Below are 25,640 nucleotides of genomic sequence, written 5' to 3' on the forward strand. Positions count from 1 at the left end.
ATATAATTACCATGAACTGCAAAACTATTTTTCAGAAACGACCTCTCATCTCCACACTATTGAGACGAATATTTACAACGTAACTGTCAGGTAGGTCTATTTTCCCGGTTTACAAAGACCGGTTCTGAAACTGAAAGACCGCATGAAGTACTTTTAATTGAGAGGCAGACTTGCTTTTCTGTTACCGGAAGAAACGCATTTTCCTCGGGCGAATTTGGATTTTATCTAATTATAAAAATACTCTCTCAAGAATGAGGCAAAGGAGCAGAACATGGCACACAGAATTTCAGACCAAGAATCCCGCACTATATATAGGAAGACAAAAAAACGCCATCGCGGCCTGCGTATTACGTTACTGGTGCTGGCTTTTCTGCTGGTTGCAGCGACCGCTTTCGGCGCTTATGAATATTACAAACTGAATCCGCAGCATCATTTCAGCAATCTGAAATCAATAGGCGGATCGTCAAACGTCAAGCTGAAAGCCGGAGTCTTCAATATGTTGCTGATCGGTACCGATGCCCGGAAAGGGGATCCCGCCGGTCACACGGACTCGATGGTGCTGATTCATGCCGATTTAAACAATCATACCTACGACATGCTTAGCATTCCGCGCGACACGCGCGTTTACATGCAGGGTTACGGCTACACCAAGCTGACAAGCGTTCAATTCGTTTCGCAGGTCAAGAACGGAACGCAGCAAGGCATTGTTGACGCTGTGAAAGCCGTGTCCAACCTGACAGGCGTTCCGATTAACTACTACGCGGAAACAAACTTCTGGGGTCTTCAGTACATGGTCGATGCGATCGGCGGAATCAATATGACGCTTCCGTTTAACGTGACTCTGACTCATCCATGGTATGCCGAAGATCAGGGAATGAGCTTTACGGCTGGCACCCATGCTTTGAACGGAAAAATGGTGACGGAAATTGTTCATGAACGTTATTCTCTGCCGGGAACTGATTACGGCCGTCAGCAGCTTCAGGAAGCTGCATTAATCGGAATTGCCCAGAAGGTGATGCAGCCGGCAAATATCACAAAGCTTCCCGCGCTTGCCGGTTCACTTTCCAAGTTTCTCGTCGCTACCAATATGAGTCAGGAGGATATGATCAGTTTCGGCCTGAGCGCCAAAAGTAATTTCCATCCGCAACAGCAGATTCATTACCGCCAGGTCAAAGGCACAGATGCGGTCATGTATGACGACGTTCTTCAGGCCAACAATGACCAAGTTATCCTTGATCCAGTCGAATTAAAAAATGTCGTCAAGACTTATTTTGCAAATTAAAACGCAAATGACTAAATAAACAAGAAGTAAAGGACGCACCCGATAATTTTACCGGGTGCGGCTTTTTTAATCAGGCTATTTTCCGATAACGGATTTAGTTTTGCAAAAAGCTCAGAACAGCTTCCCATAATTGCTTTAACCACAGTTACCGCTTGATCTGTAACTTCTCCTGCAGGATTTACTCTGCTCGGATACCCGCGTCTTTTGCAAAATAACATTATATGATTCCATCTCGCTCTCCTAAATCGGCAAAATGCCGTCCTGAATTTTTGACAACGAATCAACAACTGAGGATTATCGTCCTGCTCCAGCGAAAATGAGCAGTCTGTGCCCTCAAAAGTCCGAAATAGGTTCTGATTATTCGCACTTATCGATTTCAGGTCGTTTACTGTTGATTCTTTGTGCGTTACTGATGATTTTCTTTCACTTACTGATGATTTTCAATCAATTACTGTTGATTCTCTGCATTTTACTGTCGACTGTTCGGCCGTGTACTTCTGTGAACACACAGAAACGAGCTTTTTGAGTTCATTTTTTTTCATAGTTTGGTGAAAAAATAAGTTCCGATTGTCGAGAGGATGGTTAAACGAGTCCAATAGGCGCCGAATGAACAAAAATCCGCCCCATTTTTCTCCGGTTGCTAATAAGAAATTGAGCATGAGCCGGTGGTTCAATCGGTTACCACCAACGCTCAAAAATCCCATTCGCGATGAATGGGATCTGTTGGCTGTTTAATGACCTTTGACTATTTCGTGTAGGAACATATGGATCGCTTCTCTAAAGGATACCTTTTTCGGTGATTAATGTGCAAGATTTGATCGTTTTAAAAATCATTTAAAGTCCTTCAGCATCTCTAGAATTTTGTCGGTGCCGCTCCGACGGCTGTTTCCAGATGACTGGCCTCACGTCCTGATGAATAGAAAAAGCTCTTGAGTTTAAACCGATAGTAAATGAGCGGGATCACACCGACGAACAGTGCTCCAAGACCAATAAGATCTGTCTGCCAGCCCAATTGCGGAATATCATAAATGGCAATGGCCCACAGAAACAGTGAAGAAAGGACAGGCCAAAGTCCGCGCATGACAAGTGTCTTGAAATCGTGGGTTAGTTCGTGCCGGTAATACCATGCACAGGCAAACCCGGTCAGGCCATAGTAGAATGCGATCTGCAAACCAATAGCTGTAATCGCGTCGGTCATTACCGCATTGACACCGGAACTGAAACTGGAAACGACAAAAAGCAGCAGGGATACGATACCCATGACAATTCCGGCGAGCCAGGGCGTATGAAAGCGCGGATGGAGATGCCCGAGCTTGATACCAAGTACATTGTCGCGTCCCATCGAAAATAAGGTGCGGCTCGCTTGCAGCAGCGAGGTTTCGAGTGTTGCAACGGTGCTGATCATCACCGCCAGTATGGCAATATTACCCCACGGCCGTGGGAAGATCATATTCCCGATTGTCGGCAGCAGATTGGTCCCGGCACTCGCGATCTGTTTTGAAGTCAGTCCCATCTGGAAAACAATTTGCAGCAATTCAAACAGGACAAAGATACCGATCATGCCGAATACACCGCCGTACCCCGGGGTTTTATTTCTGTCCTGCGTTTCCTCTGTAAGATTTGCCGTGACGTCCCAGCCCCAATAATAGAAAATCGCAACAAGCGAGCCGGACATGAATGTATTGAGATTGAATCCGCTCGGTGAAAACCATGACCATGAAAAAGGATTAACGGGATACAGGCCAAATTTGATGAAGGCACCGATGGCAATCACAATCAGAATTACTACTTCGATAATCGTCATAAATTTCTGGAATTTTGTTGTAATCTGAATGCCAATCATAATTAAAATGTTCATTGAGAGAAACCACAAAGCCCCGGCAATGGTAACGGCAACCACATTGTTGCTTAGCGAAGGGGCGATCAGATCGAGCGTTGCCGTCCCGACCGGAAGCGAGCCCGCAACCATAAACAAACAGGTCGCAACGATCAGCGCCCAGCCGCTCATAAAACCGAGTGCCGGATGAATCGCCCGCCCCACCCATGCATAACTCGCGCCGGCGTCCGACCGCCAGCGATTCAGGTACATGAAGGCAAAGGCGATACCGAACATAACGACTGCCGCATACAGGATCGAACCGGGCCCCATCACCCCAACCGCGGCGACCAGGGTTGCCGTACTTGCCGAAATCGTGTATGCCGGAGCGGTACCCGCGATGCCCATAATGATGGAATCAAACTTCGTCAATTCGTTTTTCTTTAGTTCGTGAGTTTCAGACATTTAACATATCCCCTCATTTTTATTATTTTGATTATTTTGATAAAATATTTTGTAAGGATGGGCAGGTAAACCTGCCGCACTAACCTTAACTCCGGATCAGAATACAACCGAAGCTTGGGTTTCTTTACTTCACCGTATCCAGCCCGTTTTCGATAATATCAAGACCTTTTTCCAATTGTTCATCCGTAATGGTCAGTGGTGCCAGAAACCGGATGCAGTTGCCTTTAAGACCGGCATTCAATAAAAGGAGGCCGTGTTCGTTAGCATATTTAACGACAGCGCCCGTTCGTTTTTTATCCGGTATTCTGGATAATTTATCCTCTACAAGCTCGATGGCAGCCATCGCGCCCAGTCTTCTCACATCTCCGACAAAGCTGTACGTTTCTTTCCAGACAAGTCCCCGTTTCTCGATCCGGGCTCCAATGATCTCGGCGCGTTCGTTCAGTCTTTCTTCCTTGATGATGTCGATCACGGCTAATGCGGCGGCACAGGCAAGCGGACTGCCGCAATATGTTCCGCCAAGAGAACCGGGCAGGCTGCACGCATCCATGATTTCTGCCTTTCCAATGACGCCGCTCAGCGGCATGCCGGCGGCAAGCGATTTGGAAACCGTCATCAGATCGGGCACGATACCAAAGTTTTCAATTGCGAACGTCTTCCCCGTTCTGGCAAATCCCGCCTGAATCTCGTCAGCTACAAAAACAATTCCGTATTTCGTACAGAAATCGCGTACGTAATTCACAAAACGTTTGGAAGGAATGACAAAACCGCCTTCGCCCTGAACAGGCTCCATCACGACACACGCCACCGATTCAGCAGCCACCGTATCATGAAAGAAGTCTTCAAAACGGGCGATGACCTGCTCATCGTACGCCTCGTCCGTCATGCCTTCAGGTTTACGATAGTAATAGGGGTACGGCGCCTTATAAGTTTCAGAGGCGAACGGGCCGAAACCGAACTTATAAGGCTTCACCTTTGCCGTCATGCCCATGGTCAGATTTGTCCGGCCATGGAAGGCGCGCTCAAACGTCACGACTGCCTGGCGTCCGGTATAGCTTCGGGCAATTTTCACGGCATTTTCAACGGCTTCCGCACCGGAATTCAGAAGGATGGCTTTTTTCTCAAAGCTGCCAGGCGCGATTTCGCACAGTTTTTCACACAATGCGATATAAGAAGGATACATGATCACATTAAAACCCGGGTGAATATAAGTATCCAATTGCTTTTTTACGGCTTCCACAACTTTCGGGTGGCAGTGCCCGACATTCTGCACACCGATTGCTCCGGCGAAGTCGATATACTGACGGCCGTCGATATCCGTGACAATAGCGCCCTTTGCCTTCGCTGCAATATGGCGGTTTCCGTTGCCTACCCCCTTTGCCACAAAACGGTCACGCTTATCCTGCCATTCTTTTGTCGTCGTTTCCTCCAGAACATTTTTGCTCATCGTTTAACGATCATCCTTTTCCGAGTTTTAGACGGTCAGCTTAATCGCTGATCGCACAAGGCACATTATTGTTTCAATTCTGAAAATATCATTTAAAAAGTTACCTTAATCTGAAAACCAGCCAATGGGTTCCACATTAAGGTTAAAATTAATCTGCTTTGTCTCTAAAAATTCGTCCAGGCCATAAGTCCCTAAACTCGAACCGATGCCGCTTTGCTTGTAGCCGTGCCACGGCGCTTCGTTATACGTTCCATGATAAGTATTAACCCAAGTGATACCGGCGCGTACTTTTTTAATCACGCGCATCGCCTTGGCCGCATCCCGGGTAAAGACCCCGCCGGCCAGCCCGTATTTCGTATCGTTCGCCAGTTTTACGGCTTCCGCTTCATCTTTGAATGTTTGAAAAACGGCGACCGGGCCGAAGATTTCTTCCTGAACGATGCGCATGTCAGGCTTCGTTTGGATAAAAGCGGTCGGAGCGACAAAAAATCCTTTGCCATAATCGCGGTCCGTCAGGCGATAACCGCCGCAGGCAATTTCAGCGCCCTCCGCTTTGCCGATCTCGATATATCGGAGCACTTTGTCCAGTTGTTCCTGGCTGACAAGCGGGCCCATTTCCGTTTGCGGATCATCGCCAGGTCCCACTTTAATTTTATTGGCCCGTTCCACAAAGCGGGCGATGAACGCGTCTTTAATGCTTTTCTCTACCAGGATACGTGATCCGGCCGAACAAATCTGCCCGGCACCGGCATAGATGCCAAACAAGGCAAAGTCCACGGCGTTTTCAAGATCTGTGTCGGCGAAGATAATGTTGGGTGATTTCCCGCCCAGTTCAAGCGATATTTTTTTCATGTTGCCGCTCGCGGCTTTCATGATATGACGGCCCGTATCCGTTCCGCCGGTGAAAGAAATCATGTCCACATCATCACTGACGGCAATTTCGTTTCCAACCGTTTCACCCGCGCCCATCACCATATTGGCCACACCCCTGGGCAGACCTATTTCCTCAAAAATCTCAAACAGCTTTGTCGGGGTAACCGGTGTCAGTTCCGATGGCTTGTAAACGATTGTGTTCCCGGCAGCGAGTGCCGGAGCAATCTTCCAGACACTCATCAGCAGCGGATAATTCCAGGGGACAATCAGTCCGCAGACCCCAATGGGTTCACGAATCACCATGGCTTGCATATTATCCGGGACATTGTAGGTCTCGCCATGAGGAGCCAGAATTAATCCGGCGTAATAACGAAAGCATGCAGCGGCGTCGCTCACATCATAGCCGGCTTCCCTAAGGGGTTTGCCATTATCCATCGTTTCAAGCGCCGTCAGTTCGTCATGCCGCTCATCGATCTTGTCGGCCACCCGAAGTAAATAACCGGCACGCTCTTCAGCGCTCAGACTCGGCCAATTTCCTTGATCAAAAGCCTTGCGCGCCGCCTGAATAGCAACCCGCGTATCAGATACGGTACCTTCCGCCGCCTCCGCAATCACTTCACCATTAGCGGGGTTGATAATTTCCCGCTTTTGATTTTCTGAGCCTTTCCGCCACTCGCCGTCAATATACATGCTGAGTTCCATGATCTTCTGACTGGTTTTCGTAGCCACCTGATTTCCCCCTTTGTGAAAAAATGAAAATCATCTGCTTCGGATGGACGGCTTCACTTCGACCTTTGTTGTACAAGGACGCTGAATGGACGCCCTCTTTCTGCCCCGTTTAACCGTATAGGCCGTTCCCTTGGGAAAGATAACAATGAACAGCCTTAATCTTATTTCAATGCGTCGGCAACGGTCTGCACCACCTGATCAATATCTTCCTTCTTGATCGTCAATGGCGGTTCAATACGGATGGTTTTTGCATTTACCAGTGTTCCGGCCACAAGCACGCCTTTATCAAATAATTTCTTGGAAAATTCATACCCGATCTTGTCTTCCTGGAATTCAATGCCGATCATCAGACCTTTGCCGCGGATTTCCATCACCTTGTCTTCGTGGCCTTTCGCCGCTTCCTTCAGGCCCTGAAGCATATAGGCACCCATCTTTGCAGCCCGCTCCGGAAGATGTTCCTCAATAAGTACATTAATCGTCGCAATAGCCGCCGCGCAGGCAAGCGGATTTCCGCCAAAAGTTGTCGTGTGAATGAACGGATTCGGGAAGAAGTTTTTAAAAACCTTTTCACTGGCAACGACGGCGCCTGCCGGGACAATGCCGCCTCCGAAAGCCTTAGCAAGACAGAGAATATCCGGAACCACACCGTAGTGTTCACAGCAGAACATTTTGCCTGTACGGCCCATGCCAGTCTGCACTTCATCCAGAATGAGCAAGGCGCCATATTTATCGCACAACGCTCTGACCTTCGGCAAATAATCGTCCGGCGGAACAATGACTCCGCCTTCGCCCTGAATCGGTTCGAGCAGGACCGCGGCGACATCTTCTCCTGTCAGAGCGCAAGCTTCCATCGTCTTTTCCATCATGTCGATATCACCGTATTGAACGTGGCGAAAACCTGAAACGAGCGGGAAAAACGGTTGGCGAAAAACGCCTTTAGCCGTCGCGGTCAGCGAACCGAGGCTCTTGCCGTGAAAGGCGCGCGTGGCCGCTATGATCGTCGACCGGTCGCTGTAAAGCTTCGCCAGTTTCAGCGCACCCTCGACACTTTCCGTTCCGCTGTTTGTAAAGAAGGAATATTTCAGGTCACCCGGGGTAATCTGGGCGACGAGCTTGGCTAGGAAAGCGCGCAGAGGATCAAGCAGATCTTGGCTATGAAGCGCCTGGCGGTTCATTTGATTTTCTACGGCCTGAACGACTTTAGGATTTCGGTGGCCGACATTGTAGATGCCGAATCCGCCAAGGCAGTCGATGTATTTTTTTCCGTTCACATCTTTGAAACTGTCCCCTTCATCGGACCACTCAACGGCAGCAAACTGTTTGTCTTTTGTTACCGATTTCCGATAGTCTAAAAATCCCGGATTCACGTAATCACGGAAATTATCTACCGTCTCCTGAGTAATCCATGAAGCATCCTCTTCCGTGATCGCATCATTCTCTTTATTGATCAGACTGAGAACTTTTTTGGCATAATTGTTTGCTTCCGCGTATTTTTCGTTTAATTGCTCTTTTATGTCGATACCCACAATAACACTCCCATTTCAAAATTTTCCCAGGCTCTTCTCTACTGAACGTCAATTTTCAATCGTTTTAGTCCTTAGCCTCCCCCTTTTCACTGCTTTAAATGGTTAAACCATTCAGACACACATGAGATTCAATCGTTTTAGCATCCAAAGTTTTATAAGCAATTTTCGTGCCAATTTTTCAAAACATAGAATTTATGTCAGAATTTATGACAATAATTGAGAAGAGAAGTGACCTGCCGTAAGAAACAAATAAATTTGAGGTCAGATTTTAAACCAATGGAGACACTGTCATTTTTTTATGAAATTGACTGTTTATTTATGCAGTAATGCATAGTCTATGATATTTTTCATAAAAACAGGTTCATAAACTTTGAGCTTACAAAACCTAAGTATGGAAAAAAGCGGGAATCCACGCTTATGCCCCGTGATATCCCGCCTTTTTCAGCGATCCGCAATTCATTTCAAATCAACGCTTTTCGCTGAGAATTTTATTATATTTCCTGCTGACCGAAGATTGGCTGATACCCAGTACCTCCGCTGCGCGTGTCGTTGTCTTGAACTTCTTCATCGCCATCATGACCAGTTCTTCCTCAAGTCTTTCCTTCGCCTGCTTTATCGGAATGATCCGGTTGATAAAGGAACGTGAATCCGTGATCCGCTGATCGAACTTGATTAATTTGCTCACCAGGTCGGCATGAATCGTTTCATTTTCGGAAACGACGATCATCCGCTCCACGACATTCTGCAGCTCCCTGATATTTCCCGGCCAATGATAAAGCTCGAGAAGATTTAAAGCATCCGGCATAAAAACATAATCTTTCTTGTATCTCCGGTTGAACTGTTTAAGAAAATGCACGGCCAGAACCGCAATGTCCTCAGGACGTTCACGCAGGGGCGGCACCTGAATCGGAATGACGTTCAGGCGATAATACAAATCTTCGCGAAAATTACCGGCCTTAATCATTTCTTTCAAGTTTCGGTTGGTTGCCGCCACGATCTGAACATCGACCGGAATCGCCCGCGTGCTCCCGAGCGGAATGACTTCGCTTTCCTGAAGAACCCTCAGCAGCTTGACTTGCAGCTGAAGCGGAAGCTCGCCTATTTCATCAAGAAACAGCACGCCGCCGTCTGCCTGCTCAAAATAACCTTTCTTTCCGGAAACGCTTGCGCCGGTAAACGCCCCTTTGACATACCCGAACAATTCGCTTTCCAGAAGATTTTCCGGAATCGCCCCGCAATTCAGCTTTAAAAAAGGCTTGCCGCTTCGATTGCCCATTTGATGAATCGCCTGCGCCACAACCTCTTTCCCGACACCCGATTCTCCGCTGATCAATACGGTCGATGAAAACTCGGCGACCTTTTTGACACGAATCATCAGTTCCTCCATTTTGGCGCTTCTGAAAACCATCTGCTGTAAAAAAAGATCTTTCTTTTTAAAGCCGTCCAGCTCCTTTTTATATTCATTGAGCTGTGACTTGAGTTCCGCCGTCTCCGTGATATCCCGCAAGGCAACGATGATTCTCTGGATTCTCCCCGAATCGTCAAAAACCGGCGTGCCAAGTGCCAGCACCTTCTTCCCGCCCGATGTTTCCTGAACAACCGAATATTTTTTCTTGTTCTCCATAACATGCTGAATCACGGGCGGATGAAACATCCCTCTCTCTTCAAGATGAAGCAAATTCTTCCCGATCAATTTTTTAAAATTAATATTCCAATAATCGGCAGACAGGGTTTCACTGCAGCGAATGAGCGTGCCTTCCTCGTTCAAAACCAGAATTTCATCGTACATACTGGATAAAACGGCATTCAGATCCGCGTTCAAATTTTTGACATATTCCATTTCCATCGCCATTTTTTCAACCATCGGCAAATCCTGAACAACAATAACGATGCCGTTTATTTCGCGGTCGGAATCAAGAATGGGGCTGTAATCGGCGAGAAGGCCCACCTGCCCTCTCACGACAATCTGGTTCAGGATCGTCTCTCCGGTTTTGAAGACGCGATCAATATCTTTCCGACTGAAAATACTGTCCGCAGGTTCATGAGCAACTTCTGAGGAACTGCGTTTTGTCATCCTTAGTGCCGCTTCATTAAAATTGACAATCCTTCGATGATGATCGATCACAAAAATGCCCATAGGTATCGAAGTTAAAATAGTCTTTAACAGATCAGTATTCTGACTTTCATCCTTAAATAAGGCCACAAGCAGGTCTTCTCTTTTCATGTAACCAATCAGGCGGTCATCTCCATCCTTCACCAGGGTCACCGCTTCGCCAATCACCCGATAAAGATCCGGAATCGAAAATTCCTGACCGAGAAAACACGCCGTTTCAAGCGGATGTGTATGTTTTCTGATCTGTTCAACAGTCATGGGATGCCTGCTTTTCGATTGAATCTCCTTGACAGAAACATAGCCGATTAATCCGCTTTCATCCTTGATGAACAGATAGTCGTTGATTGAATAACCCGAAAGCTGTTCGGGATGTTTATCGATTTGGTCCAAAGAGGCCATCACGATGGGCCGGATTTTATCGTTTGGAATCGGAAGCATAAATCCATCCCCCTTCTAGAAATAATTTTAACACATCAAGTGATAAATCATGACATGAGGGGCGGACCTTGTTCGAGATTTCATCGATTCACTCCGGCACCTTTCACTTCAAAGGAGAATTATGTTCATTTTTGGAATCAAATTTACCTGAATTCATTATTCATTTTTGAATAATTTTCAAAAGAAAAAAGTATGTTTCCATCCCAATTTTTCTTAATACGGCCGCTTCAGGCACTAATCTGTCATTCAATGGCTCATTTCAGCAACCTGAACCGGCGGATAAGAAACTTTATCAAAATTAAAGATATAGACTTTCGCAAATATGTTGTCGCCCTTGTTATCAAACTTGACCTTAGACGCAACGCCGTTAAAATTCTTTGTGGACCGAACCGTTTGGACAACTTGTGGACGCGTCGGAAGCTTTCCGCCATTTTTGTCTATCGCATTCAGAATGCCTTCAAGCAGGACGGCGGCGCTATCGTATCCATAAGCAGAGAAGGATTCAATAGTCTTCTGGAATTCGTTTTTATACCTTTGGGCAAAATTCTTCCCCTTTGCCGTTTTCGTGACATCGCTGGCAGTGGATGTGATATAAACATTTTTAACTGCATTACCGGCAATTTGTACGGTTTCAGATGAAGCAAGGCCGTCATCGCTTAAGATCGGCATATTGAGTCCTTGTGTGCGCGCCTGCATGATAATCTGCCCGCCTTCAGTATAAAGCCCGCCAAAGTAGAGAAGATCCGGTTTCTTTGACACGGCCTGGCTGATGACACCGCTGAAATCTTTCTCGCCAACCGTGATTCCTTCATAGCCGACGATCTCGGCGCCAAGTTCCTGCGCGCGTTTTCTGAACTGTTCAGCAAGACCTGAACCATATGCCGTTTTGTCCTGAATGACAAAAATCTTTTTGGCTTTCAGCGTTCTCACCGCAAAATCCGCGCCCGCAGGACCTTGAAAATCATCGCGTGCAACAACCCGGTTGACTGTTTTCAGCCCTCTGTCGGTTACAGCCGTGGCCGTTGCAGCAGGTGAAACCATGGCCAGATTATTTTTTTCATAGATTTCGCTGGACGGAATAGCGACGCCCGAGTTGTAGTGGCCGACCACACCGAGCACCTGCGGATCGGCCGCCATAAGTTGAGCATTGGCCACACCTTTTTTAGGATCTGCCTGATCATCATAAGGGGCCAGCTGAAGGTCAAACCCTTTTGCGGCAAATTTCTTTTTATAATCATTAACAGCAAGCTGAGCACCATTTTTAATAGCTTCGCCCGCTGTCGCGCTGCTGCCGGATAAAGGTGTCTGGCTTGCAATCTTAATCACGGTTTTGCCTGCGGAATCGGCTGCGGAAGTCGTTGACGAGCAACCGGTGATCATGCCGACTCCCAAAACAGCAACGAAGAACAGTGGAACCAATCTGCCCATTTTCATGAAAAATCCTCCTCAGGTGAACAAATTCCGGATATAATTTTTTATCCGTTGAAATCTGAACCATTTTTGTTCATAATCACAGGATTCATTTGACCGTATATTTTTTCAATTATCAAAATTTAATTTCCGAACTTGCACGATAATCGTTTCCCGGTACTTAATTTTGAACAGATGCTTGTTTCTTTAGTCCCTCAATGAGTCTGAGTGCCCTGTCAAACAGATCGCCTGCAAAACCATAGTTTGCGATGTCAAAAATAGATGCTTCCGGGTCTTTATTATTTCTTCATTATTAATAAATCGCGTCTTCAATCACTAATTGATGTTCCGCGAACCGTTCCGGTCTTAGCGGCGAAAGATCAATCGTTTCGTATTTTCCCTTTCTGATTAACTCGGACATGCCTTTTCCTACACCCGGAGCCTGCTGCATACCGTGCCCACTGAACCCGAAAGCAACATAGTAACCTTCAATTTTCGGATATTGTCCAATAATGGCGTTGTGATCTTCCGTATTGTAATCATAGATTCCAGCCCAGCCTCTGACTATTTTCACTCTTTCAAAATTGGGAATCCGATGAGCAAGAGGCGGCCATACATTTTCAATAAAATCTTCCCGTCTCCAGCTGAAATCGAAGTCCGAACGGATCGGTTCTGAATAGCCCGCAATCATCTGCTCGCCTTCATGCCGAAAATATACGCCGGTCGGATCCATCGTTAACGGCAAGTAGTTCTTCAGCTTTTTTTCACAGTCGAATTGAAAGATTTGTCTTGGCGACGGAACAATAGAAAACTTGATGCCGGCTTTTTCGCTCAGCTGAGCGCCCCAGGCTCCTCCGCAATTCACGACGACAGGCGCCGTGCAGGTCTCCCCGTTTTTCAAACGCACGCCCTTCATTTGTTGACCTTCGATAAGTAAATCAGACACTTCCTCGTAAATGTATTCCGCCCCCAAATGCTTGGCATATTTGATGTAGCCTTGCATGACGGAGTAGGCATCCAGATAGCCGCTTTCCGAGCAGTATAAACCACCTGCCAGATCGCTGATCGTTAATTCCGGAATGAGTCCCCGCAGGTCTTCGATATCCAGTAATTGGGAATCGACCCCGTTCCGGTGCTGAAGCATCATGTTTTTTTCAAATTGAGGCATCATTTTTTCCGTAGCTAGAAATAAATATCCTCGCTGTTTAAAACCAATATCAGGTTTCTCGCCGTCCACTTCCATGTCTTCAGCGAAATGTTTGTAAACATTTAAGCTGAATCGGCTGAGCTGCACATTAATTTCCGTCGTGTACAGTTGTCGAAAACCTCCCGCACATCTCGGCGTCGATGAATATTTGTAGCCTTTGTCTTTTTTTCAAAAACGACCACTTTTCCGGTAAAACCGTCATGTAACAGGTTAAAGGCGATACTTGATCCGTTAATCCCCCCGCCAATAATGATTACATCAGCTTGATTCTCCACCCTGTTTCCCACCTTTATTTTCAGGTTTGCGAAGGTCTAAAATGAACCTCCTCTGACATGCTGCCAGAAAATCATATCTTCAGTTCCAGCGTGAATTAAAAAACTTTGCAGCGCATCAAGTATTACTCTTAATCTACTCTGATCTTCTTTATAAAAAAATATGAAAAGCAGACAAAAAACAAATAGTTCAATTAATTAAAATTGTATAATTTTGTGACCAAAGTCACTGTTTTTCATTTTCCACCTTGAGTTAAAATACAATTAAATTGTGATTATTCAAATAATAATAGGTGTACAGTGCTAATCATCAGTTGATCCTTTTCATCAAGAACTGCAACAAGAGTCATTGCCCGTGGCATTCTGTTGTCGGTCGCTTTTTGAAAAAAGTCATAAACTATGAGGAAGGGATCTGCTTATGTTTTTAGCGAACATTGCTCCTACCATCGTTTCCAACATGACCCAAATGATCGATTATCCGATTAGCATCACTGATGATAAAGGCTATATCGTCGGATCAACTGACGATAAACGGCTGAAAACCTTTCACAAGCCCTCTTTGGATGTGATAACCGTCAATGACACGCTTTCTTTTTATGACGATCAGGTAATTCATATGGATAATGTACTCCCCGGTGTCGCCACCCCTATTTTATTAAACAAAAACCCGATAGGTGTCCTCGGTATCATCGGCAAGCCTGAAGAAGTCGGACAGTTGATCCTGCCGATAAAAAATTATGTCGAACTCTTTTGTCTCGACTCCTTTGAAAAAGAAATAAGCAGGCTCGGAGATCAGTCGGTGATTACATTAGTAAAATATCTTTTCAGCCCAAACCCTTCCATTAATTTTGATCGAATCATTCAATTGGGAGACTTAATGGGTTACAACCTTGAGTCCAATCGAATCGTTGTTTTATACCATATTAACAAAGTTACAGAAGACTTAAACAACGGATTGGCTGACAGAAGTAAGGGCTTATTCCGGGACGGACTTAATAATATCTCCGGCGATCTGAAGTGTTATTGCAAGGACAGCAGCCAGGATATCCTGGCAATATTAAATCCGCATCAATTTGTTGTATTAATGGCTGTTTCTGAAAAAGAGAATGAATCCAGGCTTTTGTGCCGAATCAGAATGAAAACAGACAGCTTGAAGCAGTACCTCCAAAAAAAGTACCAGTTGAGCGCGTCGGTTGCCGTAGGGAGCATACAGGATATGCAGCACATTGCGCTGTCCTATCAGGACGCACTCGAAGCAATAAAAGTCGGCGAGCGTTCTCACTTGCCATCAGGCTTTTATTATTATAACGATCTGACCATTAACATTGAGTCATTAGTTACAAACCTTACATCTTCTAAAAAGGAACGGCTGCGTGCCGTTATTCAAGATTTATATTCGGACAGTCACTTCGATGTACTTGCTCAAACATTCATAGCCTACTGTCAGTGCAACATGAATCTTAGTGAAACATCAAGAAAACTGTTCCTGCACAGAAATTCTCTGGTTTACCGGCTGAACAAGATTTCCAGACTGACTTCTTTGGATGTTTCTAATTTTGAGCATTGTTTTTTTCTTTATTTTGCAGTCAAAAATGTACTCAATGAAAAATAAGCATTGATCAAGATGAACAGACTTGCTCATTGCTGAACGAAATGACTCTGTTAAACTTTTCTGTTGTTTTCCGCTCCATGTGCTCGCTTTCCGCGGGCGATCCCGCGCACCTGCCGTTCGATTGCATAGGAGCAAAATCAACATTGAGCTATAGCAGAGCTTAACGAATACAGAAAAAGATCCCGCATTTTCCGGGATTTTTTTCTGCACAGCTTTAAATAGTTTTCGCAAAAGTTGTTGCAACAGGCAGCGCAGCATATAAGAGAAATAATCCCTCAATTATGTGCCTCATTCGGGAATCAGACAAAATCATTTTGTATTTGTATCAATCTGGGCCCGCTGCAGTGTGTTGCTGAAATCTACATAAACAGCACGCCATTCCGTATAGACATCGAGTGCCGCCACTCCTGAATCGCGGTGGCCATTGCCGGTTTCCTTCGTTCCGCCGAACGGCAAATGAATTTCAGCGCCTGTCGTTCCTGCATTAATATACACAATTCCGGTATCCAGATCTCGGATCGCCCGAAACACACGATTCACATCACTTGTAAAAATCGAACTGGAGAGTCCGAAAGAGACGTTATTATTAACTTCTATCGCCGACTCCAGATCTTTTACACCGATGATGGACAAGACAGGCCCGAAAATTTCTTCCTTGGCGATCGTCATGTCTGGCATCACATCGGTAAAAATTGTCGGTTCATAATAAAAGCCCTTGCCATTTCCGACTTTTTCAGCCGTTTTCCCGCCGCAGAGCAGTCTGGCCCCCTCATCAATTCCTACACGAACATATTTGTTGATTTTTTCCAGCACCGCTTTGTTGATGACCGGACCGATATCCGTTGCCTCATCATGTCCATCGCCCAATTTTAATTGGCGTACAGCAGCAATCAGCTTGTCTTCCAACCTTTGTTTAATGGCTTCATGCACAATAACCCGGCTGGCAGCCGTGCAGCGCTGGCCGGATGTGCCAAAGCCGCTCCAGATGATGCTCTCCACAGCCAGATCAAGGTTCGCATCATCCATAACTATAATGGCATTTTTTCCGCCCATTTCAAGTGATGTCCGTTTTAATAAGGCGCCGGCGCGTTCATTAATCTTTTTGCCCACAGCATTCGATCCTGTAAAGCCGATCAAGTCGATACCCGGATGTTCAACCATTGCTGCCCCGGCTTCGGGTCCCGAACCCTGCACGAGATTGATCAATCCTTTCGGCAGACCTGCTTTTTCATAAATCCGAACAAAAGCCTCGGCAACAATTGGCGTGTCCGGTGACGGTTTCCAGACCAGTGCGTTGCCTGTTACAAGAGCAGGCAGCGATTTCCATGAGGCAATCGCTATCGGAAAATTCCAGGGAGTAATCAGCCCGACAATACCAATAGGAACACGGATACTCATGGCAAATTTGTTTCTGAGTTCCGAAGGCATCGTTTCACCAAACATGCGGCGTCCTTCTCCTGCCATGTAGTGAGCCATATCAATAGCTTCCTGAACCTCTCCCCTCGCCTCTTCGATTACCTTCCCCATTTCCGAAGTAATCGTCTGAGCGAGCCGCTCCTTGTTTTCTTTCAGCAGGCGGCCAACCGTAAACAAGAGTTCTGCCCGTTCAGGAGCCGGAACAAGCCGCCATTCCTTCTGCGCTTTTCTGGCCGCAGCAACCGCCTGATCGACATCGGCACTCGATGACTGCGCGACCATTCCCAAAACGGCGCCGTTTGCGGGATTGATAACCGGTATATATCTTCCCGTTGACGGTTCCTGCCACTTACCGTCTATATAATTCATAAACTTCTGCATTTTGATCTGGTCAGTCGTTTCGTTTTTTTCAATAGAAATACTCATTGTTTATTCCTCCTTTATTGAACAACTGCACAATAACCCTTCTTCTTGCGCGCCATGGAAGAATCTGCCGGAATATCCGGATCACCAAGCCCAAGCTCCATCCTGTTCTGACGGAGTATCGCCCTGAAAGAAGTGCTAATCGCCCATGGGCGGCGAACTATCTCCCCATTTTGCTCTTGATTCGCCCTATTCGAGCGGAGTATCGTCCCGTCAGGAGTCAATCGCCCTGAAAGAAGCGCTAATCGCTCTAAAGCAGCGAACTATCTCCCCATTTTACTCTTGATTCGCCCTATTCGAGCGGAGTATCGCCCACCGAAAGGAGTTTATCGCCCTGAAAGAAGCGCTAATCGCCCTAAAGCAGCGAACTATCTCCCCATTTTGCTCTTGATTCGCCCTCTTCAGGCGGAGTATCGCCCCGTCAGGAGTCAATCGCCCTGAAAGAAGCGCTAATCGTCCTAAAGCAGCGAACTATCGCCCCATTTTGCTCTTGATTCGCCCTATTCGAGCGGAGTATCGCCCCTGCCTAGAATTAATCCTGTCCCTTCTCTTTTTCTAAAACTAAAAATACATTAATCTTCAAGAACCCTATCACGGCAAGATTATGCACCTCTTTTCAAAAAGATCTCCGGCTATGTTTTCACTTTAGTGCCTTCAAGTATCCTAAACCACGGTTAATTTACACAAAAATTCCGTATATTTTTTTAACAGATTCGTTCGATTGAACATGAATGATTTTTCCCGTCACTTGTTGTTCATTTATGACAAAGAACCAGCCTGAAGCCGAATTTTTTAGTCTATTCTTAATATTAATTAAAATAAATAAATTCCGGTAAAATAGAGTTATTTAAGCGATTAAAGGGGATGAAGTTGATTGCTCATTTTATCTAAAGAAGAAATGTCACGTTTAATAACGATGCCTGATGCAATGGATGCTATAGAATGCGCTTATAGGGCTTATCACACCAAACAATTTCTTATGCCAAGACGTACTCAGATCACCAAGAATAACCAAGACACGTTATTGTTCATGCCCTGCTTTTCAACAAATCGTTTCGGCACAAAAATCGTGACTGTATTTCCTAATAATACCCAAAAATCCGTGCCGTCTACCCAGGGTCTCATGCTGCTTAATGATTCGGAAACCGGAACTCCGCTGGCGATCATGGACGGCACCTTTCTGACCGCTTTCCGAACGGGTGCGGTCGGAGGAGTCGCCGTCCGGCATTTAACTAATCAAAAGAAGATACATCTCGGGCTGATCGGCACAGGCGTTCAAGGGAAGTACTTGCTGCTCGCCGCCTGCACGGCGGCAGATATCGCTCATATTTATTTATACAACAGAACCCCTTCCAAGATTCCTCAGTTTATTCAGGAAGTCAAAACATTAATAAACAACGATCACGTGATTTTCCATGTTGCGGGCGATGCAGAGGCTCTGGTTCGTTCGTCTGATGTTATTATCACGGCGACAACAGCTTATCAGCCGGTTATTTCTGAAAACGTATCCGTCCTCATGAATAAACTCTTTATCGGAATCGGTTCCTATCAACCGAATATGCGCGAGTTTCCTAAAGTACTCTATCCTCTTTTGGACCGTATCTATATTGATACATCAGATGCCCTGGCTGAATCAGGGGATCTGATCACCCCCTTAGAGAACGGGTGGATAACCAAAGATCGGATTGTTCCGTTTTCGGACGTAGTCGCGCATCAGGAACATCCTTCAGATTTAAACAATATGACCCTATTATTTAAATCTGTAGGCATGTCCTTATTTGATCTATTCGTTGCCGATCGTATCTATAAAAAAGCGAAACAGGCCGGCATCGGTCAGACAATCGGCTAAGCCGGATGAATAAACAATTTGGATTATTATGTTGCTACGAAAAAAAATGATCGAGTTGGAGATTGTTTGTGCACTATGGAACAGGTGATGATCAAATGGCACTCTCTCCTTTCCGCCGAAAAAAGAAAAGCTGGTTCCCAACTTAGGAAAACAGCTTCCAATCTCTCAAACAAGTATCTGTCTTATTCCGTTTTATATAGGCCGCTTTTCATCAGTAACAAATCGCCGTGCGCCAGCGAAGTCACCCTGCGTATTCACTGGGAAATATTGACCGAGCTTGATGAATCCGGTGACTGGATCATCAGACCGTTACCAATGTACATGGTACAGTGATAGGCGAATCCCTTGCCATGATTAGTTGCATAAAACAACAAGTCGCCAGGCTGCAGGTCTTCTGCAGCAACGGGGGTTCCATTTGCCGCATGCAGCTGCGGATCGGCATCACGGGGAATGGTGATGCCGTGTGCTTTATAAATAGTGTACGTGAATCCGGAACAATCGAAGCCGAAACCGCTCATACCGGCCCACAGATAAGGAAGGCCAAGGAATTGTTCTGCAGATTGAACCAGTTGTTGTCCTGTCGGTATTGGAATATCGCTCTCAAACCTGTACTTCTGTGCATCCTTTTTTAGAACCCATGCGGTGTTCCCGTCTGGTTTCAATACTTTGTAAAAACTGGATGTTTCAGCTTCAAAGGGCAGATGTGTATTGTAGCTGATCTCAATATCTTTCTTTTTCGTCGATGGAGAATGATAGAGATAGGTTGTTGGCGATGTGACAATGACAAACGGCTTAGTCTCTTTTTTCGTAAATTGATTATTGTCGGTTAGCTGAGACGCTGGCATCCATCCCGGGTAACCCAGTGCATTGCGAGGTGTCGGCTGATCGTTGACAGCGACCTTCACCCAGTCGCCCTGTTTTTCCAGAATCGTGACTTTTTCACCTAATAGTGCCTGAGTCTCGAGCATATTATCTCCCGACAGCTGGAGCTTTTGGGCAAGTGTTAGTGCGGCTGTCCATTTTCTCGGATCGGCCGGATTTGTCGATGAAGGATAATCAACAGGTCTTAAAATATTCGATGACGTCCAGAGTGTAGCGACAGAGACATCAACATAAGCCGTTGAACCCGGGTCAGCGGGAACCGGTTCTTTTGCTTCCGCACTTGTGCTGAATCCTATTGTAGTGATCAATAGAATCATAAAAATCAGAGAAAGACGTCTCATTTATGGGTTCCTCCTGATCCTGAAGGGCTTTAACAAAGTCATTTATCCTTTATTTTTACTCGCTCACAACGTCCACATCGCTTTTCTTCACAAAGGCAATGCGGTGGTTAAAGTTGATCTGATAAAATTCTTCATTGCCTTTGACAACGTGGTAGGTGCCCGGAGCGTTGAAAATCTGGGCATAGTAATAATCCGAACCGAACGGACCGGTCCCGACATACTTCTGGCCTGCCGGTATGGAGGAAAGAGGCGTCCGGTTTACCGCAGGAATATTCAACTGTGCAAAGGCGTCTGTCTCGGGATAAGCAGAGCCATACACCGGAATAGCTGACTTTCCTTGTTTCGGAGTCATCAGCATGCCGCTTCCGGCTGACGCATTTTGACCATTAGGGTTATAGAACCAGGCTTTCTGGCCGTCGTAATCAATAGCCGTCCAGTCTCCCTGCACATCCGCTTGATAGAAGGATTGTCCGGCAACCGCTTTGTCGCTCCAGTCATTGATCGCCGTTGTACCCGTTCCTGTCGGATGGATGATCGGATCTTGCAGGAGCGGCGCATTGAAGCTTGGTTCTGAGTAAAGGTAAACGAAATCGGATGGATGGGGATTAAGCGGTTGGCCGTTATACGTTACAGCCGGCTGATTTTTATTGAAATTCGGGTTGATCGTCACAATCTGTTTTTTTGCGCCCAGTCCCTTCGACTGTTTTTGCGACGTGAACGGAGCGCCCAGCAGATCGAAGTAGTGGGACCAATCCCAATATATGGCCGGATCCCAGTGCATGCCTCTCTGATAGGATGGATTGAGCCCCGGAACATTGTCATGTCCGAGAATATGCTGTCTGTCCAGCGGAATATTGTATCTCTTTGCCAGATATTTGACGAGCTTTGCAGAGGCGCGGAACATCGGTTCACTGTACCACGTTGATCCTTCTACAGCGAAACCTTCATGTTCGATGCCGACCGAGTGGCTGTTGATATACCAGTTTCCGGCTTGCCAGGCGACATTCTTTGGTGGCAGCATTTCCGTAATCTGGCCGTCGGAAGAACGGATCACGTAGTTCGCACTGGTGTAGGTCTGCCGGAGAAAAGTATTAATTGTGCCATCGTAGCTGACTTCCGAGTCATGAATGATGATGTAGCGAATATCCAGACCGTCGTATGGCCGGTTAGCCAGATCATAATTGCCGTAATCGCCCGGATCCGATGAAAATTGTTTGTACAGCGCCGGAACGTATTGCATATCTACACCACCCGGTCCATCCGGATTTGCTGCGGCCGTCTTCTGTAAATGAAGAGAATCCGCCGTTTTTTTATTTGGAGTGATTTGAACTGAGACAAGCTGAACATTTTGTCCCTCAGGTGTAGACCTTTTCATGCCCTGATTGATTGTTGCGTACACTTGATCCGCAAAGTCTTCCGCGGAGACCTGTGCAGAAGAGCCGCTGTATTTGGTGACCGCGCCGTACCAGTCGGACGGATTTTCCGAAAGTTTTCCGGTTGTTTGTCTCTCATATTCGGCGAGCAGTGCCGCACCGCCCCGTATGTTCTGCACCGGGTCTGTTTTTAACAGATCCGGACGCGTCCCGATCAGCGCGGAAGCCTGATCCAGGGTATGCAGGGCCGGGTCAACGGATGTTGAAGCTGAGGAAACCGTGAGACTGCCGTCTCCTTTCGCGTTCAGGTCAGGCAACGAATTCACTTGTGTCAGGTGCATGACGCCATAGCCTCCTGAAGTGCTCGGCTGTCCATTATGCTGCTCCCATCTTGTTTCATTGTATGAAACGGACATCAGGATGCTGAGTGGAACATGAAATTCCTGAGCGGCGGATTTAAATGCCGCCTCCATGCTATTGCTGCCCGCAGCTGCCCTGTCCGCCGTATCGGCATCTGCCCGTGCAGGCACACTGACGCCGGCAAACAAACAGACGATCAGCAGAAAAGAAGTCATCGCATACTTGCCCAAAAACTTGGAATGATGGCCTTTCATTTTCAATAGAATCCCTCCCACTTTATATTTTTAAAGCAAAATCCCATTGTAGTGGCTTTGCGTGTTACCTGTGAACTTTTTAATATTTTTGAACTATCCAGATGCAAAAAAGGTCGAAAAACGCCGCATAACAAACAAAATCCAGCCCGATGATAACTGGGCTGGATTTTGTCTAGGTTCATGTAGACAAAGCGGCTTCTGCTCTATATGCATTTGAACAGGCAAAGCATTGTTCTCTTAATAACGCGACATGATTCAGTAACCGTTTTACTTTTCATTAACTTCTGTTTTTCTCCCTTTAGTTGGTTCAGGTGATTCAAGGGACTGACAATGGGGAATTGCAGATACTTGAACCGTGAACGCATCTAATAGGGAACAAAGAAAGTATATTATCCGCCTTAATGATTGTCAATATTTTAAATATTACATTTATTTTACAAAAATCGATTTTTTCTAATAAACAGGTCTTTTGAGTCATTACTTGCCTCTCGCTTGCCTGCTCCCCGTGCGAAATTGTTCTACTTACCCGGATCATCCGTCATCTCAGGTACAAGTCCAACTGCGATAAATTCTATTTTCCCAAAGTACCCGCTTATTATATAATAATATTTAAAACCGTAAAGGGCAGGGGGGAGACTGCAGTTATGCTGTTCTATTTATTTGAGAGTCTTGTTTTCTGCAGCGTGGTGTTCAGCATCCTCTCCTTCTTTCTGCTCATTTCGCTGCCGATTGTCGAAAAGGAAATTAACTTTTTGGAGCTGGAAAACACGAAGGTCCGCTTGCAGAACCGGCTTCAGGAAAGTGAATTGCTTCAGCTCAGCAGGCAGATTCAGCCGCATTTTATGTTTAATACGTTAAACGTCATATTGTCGCTTGCCCGGCTGAAACGGCAGGAGAATTTGATTGAAGGCATTGAACGTTTTTCGATGTACCTTCGTTATAAATACACGGATAAAACGGATCTGATCCCGTTTTCTGTCGAACTGGATCAGATTAAGAATTACATTTATATTCAAAAACTTCGCTTTGGAAGAAAGCTGAGCGTAGACATTCAGGTAAATGATACGGAGCTGACAGCAGGAATTCCCCCGTACACGCTGCAAATTTTGGTGGAAAATGCTTTTAAGCACGCTTTCGGCAAGAACACAGGCGATAAGAGACTGTCAATCTCTCTGGAGCGGACGGGCAATTGGGTGGAGCTGCGTGTGGCAGACAACGGATCAGAACCCCTTAACCTGCAACCCGATCATGGCATCGGTCTGGAAAATATACGAAGAAGGCTGCGGCTGCTTTTCGATTTGTATACGGAAGTAAGTATAATAAAGAATGCGGCCCGGGAAACGGTGGTAAAAGTCGTCTGGCCGTACACCATTGTGGAGGATGAACCATGAATGTATTAATGGTCGATGATGAATATCTGGAACTTGAACAGCTGCTTCAGCTGATCTACAATCGCTATCCTCATTGGAATCTGTTCACTGCCGAAGACAGCCTTGAGGCGCTCGAGATTGCCAAAGATCGTGATATTCAGCTTGCTATGATCGATATTCACCTCTCCGGCGAATCCGGTCTCGACCTGGCCGAAAAATTACAGGCTCAATCCAAAAAGCCGGGTATTGTGATTATTACTGCCTATCAGAATTTTGACTATGCAAGAAGAGCAATCAAATTAAACGCGATTGACTATATCGTCAAGCCGGTCATTCGGAAGGAACTTTATGATGTGCTCGATAAATTTGAAATCCGGGACGGCGCATCTCCTCTGACACCTATGATGCAAAAGGCGCTGCGGTTTATACGTGAACACTATGAAGACAATATCCATCTTCAGGATGTTGCCGATTTTGTCCACGTTTCACCGAATTATCTGAGCAAAAAGTTCAACGATGAAGTGAGACTTTCTTACAAAGATTATCTTGTTCAGGTCAGAATCAATCAGGCGAAACTGCTGATGACACAGCATCCGGAGTATACGATTCAATTTATTTCAAATGCCGTCGGTTTCTCGAGCCAGAATTATTTCACTAATTCTTTTAAAAAACATGAAAAAAAGACACCGACACAGTTCAGGCATGGAAAGACTGAGCCGCAGGATGAATGAGAATGGTCTGATTATCCCTTATCTGCTGCTGTTAATTTCCGCCCTCCCCTTTTTGAGCCGCGAAGTGTCGATTTCCGCATACATACAGGGCAATAAAAAACTCGGACTTCATGAAGGTACGCCGCTGCTGCTCTCGCATCTGCTAAAGGGATCCATGATCTTTTTTCTTTTTCAGTTCATCTCGAACAGCAGTTTGATATGGGGGATACTCTTCACCCTTTTTATTTTCCCGTTCACGATTCTTTATGAAAAGTGGATCCGCACGGCCATCAGGAGGCATCTGAATAATCCCAATCATACGCCGCTTACTTTTTTCAGGGAACGCTCAGCCGGGTGTTATTCTTTCCATTTTATCTTACTGATTATGGCGCTCATTTCTTTGTTTGCGTTCCTTTCTGAAATCACATGGATGACTCTGCTTACAGCAAACCTGTTCCAAGTCTCCGAAAGATGGGTATTCCTCTCTCTTTTATTCCTCGTCTATGTTTATGCGGTTGCCGGCGGTTTTTCAGCAATCAGAAAAGTGAGCCGGCTGCTCAATGTTTTCACTTTTTTCATCGTTGTCTGCCTGCTTCTTTACGCCTACCTCACAAACGGTATTTTTTCGATCTACCACCGCTGGACGATGCAGCAGGCCCGGTTTGATCCGGATCTTTTCTCCGGTTTCGGAACTCAGAGTTTATGGTTATTTGTCATGATTAGTGTTTACTTTGGATACCTCCTGACCAATTTATCCTTATGGCATATCAGTTTTTCAATGAAAGAAAACAGAATCCGGACCATTTACAGGTGCGCCGTGTTTTGCTTTGCCAGCCTGATCGTAACGCTGATGATGATTGCCGTGTTTGCCCGGACGACAGACCATGGACATCTTTCAACTCTGATCAGCGTCTTGAATGCTCTATCTCACTTCGCCCCGTTTTTCGCTTATTTCCTGATCGCCTCGCTGCTTTCCATTGGCCTGATCAGTGCGATTGTCAGCCTGAAATCGATCATGGACGCTTTTCTCTTGATCCATCAAGATAGGCAAAACGAGAATCACCGTTTTTTTAAAAAAGTTTACGCCGGCTCTCTCCTGCTTCTTATTGTGCTCTTTGCTGTGGTCCGGCCTTCTATGGGTCTTCTCTTTACAAGCATTAAACTCTTCTCGCTACTCTGTATCGCTTCGATCCCATCTTTTTCCCAAGTGATGCTCTCCAGGAAAAAAATAAGCGGATTCGGGCTGCTCCCCGTCCTCTCAGGCTTCCTTACAGGTTTATACTTATTTTCAACGCCCTGGCCAATTCTTATTGATCTGTGCTGGAGCCTGATGATCAGCGCGAGTCTGCAATTTTTCATCTGGATATGTCAGGTTTCCTTACAAAGAGAATAGATTTTTATAAAAAACAGATATTTAATTATAACTTTCTGATTTCTTATAATTTTATACTAGAAGTATTAAGAGAGGAGGA

At 45.9% G+C, this 25,640-nt stretch carries 14 protein-coding genes and 2 pseudogenes; 6 read left to right on the forward strand and 10 right to left on the reverse strand.

The features are described from left to right. The first annotated feature begins 271 nt into the window (after window positions 1-271). Window positions 272-1,282, forward strand: coding sequence for an LCP family protein (locus IEX81_RS11925; RefSeq protein ID WP_188803609.1), 1,011 nt, complete (start codon window positions 272-274; stop codon window positions 1,280-1,282). 853 nt (window positions 1,283-2,135) lie between these two features. On the opposite strand, the gene IEX81_RS11930 is transcribed toward IEX81_RS11925, so the two are convergent. From IEX81_RS11930 to IEX81_RS11960, 7 genes and pseudogenes are all read right to left on the reverse strand, one after another. After that, window positions 2,136-3,563 carry an APC family permease gene (locus IEX81_RS11930; RefSeq protein ID WP_188803611.1) on the reverse strand — a complete coding sequence of 476 codons (1,428 nt, stop codon included), beginning with the start codon at window positions 3,561-3,563 and terminating at the stop codon, window positions 2,136-2,138. A 124-nt stretch (window positions 3,564-3,687) separates the two neighbouring features. Continuing rightward, the gene (gene gabT, locus IEX81_RS11935) at window positions 3,688-5,010 is read right to left on the reverse strand and encodes a 4-aminobutyrate--2-oxoglutarate transaminase (RefSeq protein WP_188803613.1); all 1,323 of its coding nucleotides are present in this window, start codon (window positions 5,008-5,010) and stop codon (window positions 3,688-3,690) included. A 105-nt stretch (window positions 5,011-5,115) separates the two neighbouring features. Next, a complete protein-coding gene (locus IEX81_RS11940; RefSeq protein WP_188803649.1) occupies window positions 5,116-6,588 on the reverse strand; it encodes an aldehyde dehydrogenase family protein in 1,473 nt (490 codons plus the stop codon). Between the two features lie 185 nt (window positions 6,589-6,773). Further along, complete coding sequence (locus tag IEX81_RS11945) at window positions 6,774-8,138, reverse strand: putrescine aminotransferase (protein WP_188803615.1); 1,365 nt, start codon at window positions 8,136-8,138, stop codon at window positions 6,774-6,776. 466 nt (window positions 8,139-8,604) lie between these two features. After that, window positions 8,605-10,689, reverse strand: coding sequence for a sigma 54-interacting transcriptional regulator (locus IEX81_RS11950; protein WP_188803617.1), 2,085 nt, complete (start codon window positions 10,687-10,689; stop codon window positions 8,605-8,607). Window positions 10,690-10,935: 246 nt separating this feature from the next. Beyond that, entirely contained in the window at window positions 10,936-12,123 is a 1,188-nt protein-coding gene (locus IEX81_RS11955; protein WP_188803619.1) for a branched-chain amino acid ABC transporter substrate-binding protein, read from the reverse strand. Window positions 12,124-12,412: 289 nt separating this feature from the next. Next, window positions 12,413-13,581, reverse strand: a pseudogene (locus IEX81_RS11960) (NAD(P)/FAD-dependent oxidoreductase). Between the two features lie 415 nt (window positions 13,582-13,996). Here IEX81_RS11960 and IEX81_RS11965 point away from each other — a divergent pair. Next, window positions 13,997-15,190 (forward strand): sugar diacid recognition domain-containing protein, encoded by a 1,194-nt coding sequence (locus IEX81_RS11965; protein WP_188803621.1) that lies wholly within the window; start codon window positions 13,997-13,999, stop codon window positions 15,188-15,190. A 309-nt stretch (window positions 15,191-15,499) separates the two neighbouring features. Here IEX81_RS11965 and IEX81_RS11970 read toward each other — a convergent pair whose 3' ends face one another. After that, on the reverse strand, window positions 15,500-16,987 hold the full coding sequence (locus IEX81_RS11970) for an aldehyde dehydrogenase family protein (RefSeq protein ID WP_188803651.1): 1,488 nt from the start codon (window positions 16,985-16,987) through the stop codon (window positions 15,500-15,502). 916 nt (window positions 16,988-17,903) lie between these two features. Here IEX81_RS11970 and IEX81_RS11975 point away from each other — a divergent pair. Continuing rightward, the gene (locus tag IEX81_RS11975; RefSeq protein ID WP_188803622.1) at window positions 17,904-18,878 is read left to right on the forward strand and encodes an ornithine cyclodeaminase family protein; all 975 of its coding nucleotides are present in this window, start codon (window positions 17,904-17,906) and stop codon (window positions 18,876-18,878) included. 192 nt (window positions 18,879-19,070) lie between these two features. Here the strand turns inward: IEX81_RS11975 and IEX81_RS11980 are convergent. Both IEX81_RS11980 and IEX81_RS11985 read right to left on the reverse strand, forming a co-directional pair. Beyond that, window positions 19,071-20,101 (reverse strand): annotated as a pseudogene (locus tag IEX81_RS11980) (C40 family peptidase). 55 nt (window positions 20,102-20,156) lie between these two features. Further along, window positions 20,157-22,088, reverse strand: coding sequence for an N-acetylmuramoyl-L-alanine amidase (locus tag IEX81_RS11985; RefSeq protein ID WP_229727596.1), 1,932 nt, complete (start codon window positions 22,086-22,088; stop codon window positions 20,157-20,159). A 644-nt stretch (window positions 22,089-22,732) separates the two neighbouring features. On the opposite strand from IEX81_RS11985, the gene IEX81_RS11990 reads away from it, so the two are divergent. The 3 genes from IEX81_RS11990 to IEX81_RS12000 are packed head-to-tail and all read left to right on the forward strand — an operon-like array spanning window position 22,733 to window position 25,561. Continuing rightward, a complete protein-coding gene (locus IEX81_RS11990; RefSeq protein WP_188803626.1) occupies window positions 22,733-23,479 on the forward strand; it encodes a sensor histidine kinase in 747 nt (248 codons plus the stop codon). After that, window positions 23,476-24,189 (forward strand): response regulator transcription factor, encoded by a 714-nt coding sequence (locus tag IEX81_RS11995; protein WP_188803629.1) that lies wholly within the window; start codon window positions 23,476-23,478, stop codon window positions 24,187-24,189. The genes IEX81_RS11990 and IEX81_RS11995 overlap by 4 nt, the downstream gene beginning before the upstream one ends. Next, on the forward strand, window positions 24,182-25,561 hold the full coding sequence (locus tag IEX81_RS12000) for a hypothetical protein (protein WP_188803631.1): 1,380 nt from the start codon (window positions 24,182-24,184) through the stop codon (window positions 25,559-25,561). Before IEX81_RS11995 ends, IEX81_RS12000 begins: the two co-directional genes overlap by 8 nt. Window positions 25,562-25,640 lie beyond the last annotated feature (79 nt).

Origin of the sequence: Sporolactobacillus putidus (assembly GCF_014647035.1) — a bacterium.
Taxonomy (GTDB): domain Bacteria; phylum Bacillota; class Bacilli; order Bacillales; family Sporolactobacillaceae; genus Sporolactobacillus; species Sporolactobacillus putidus.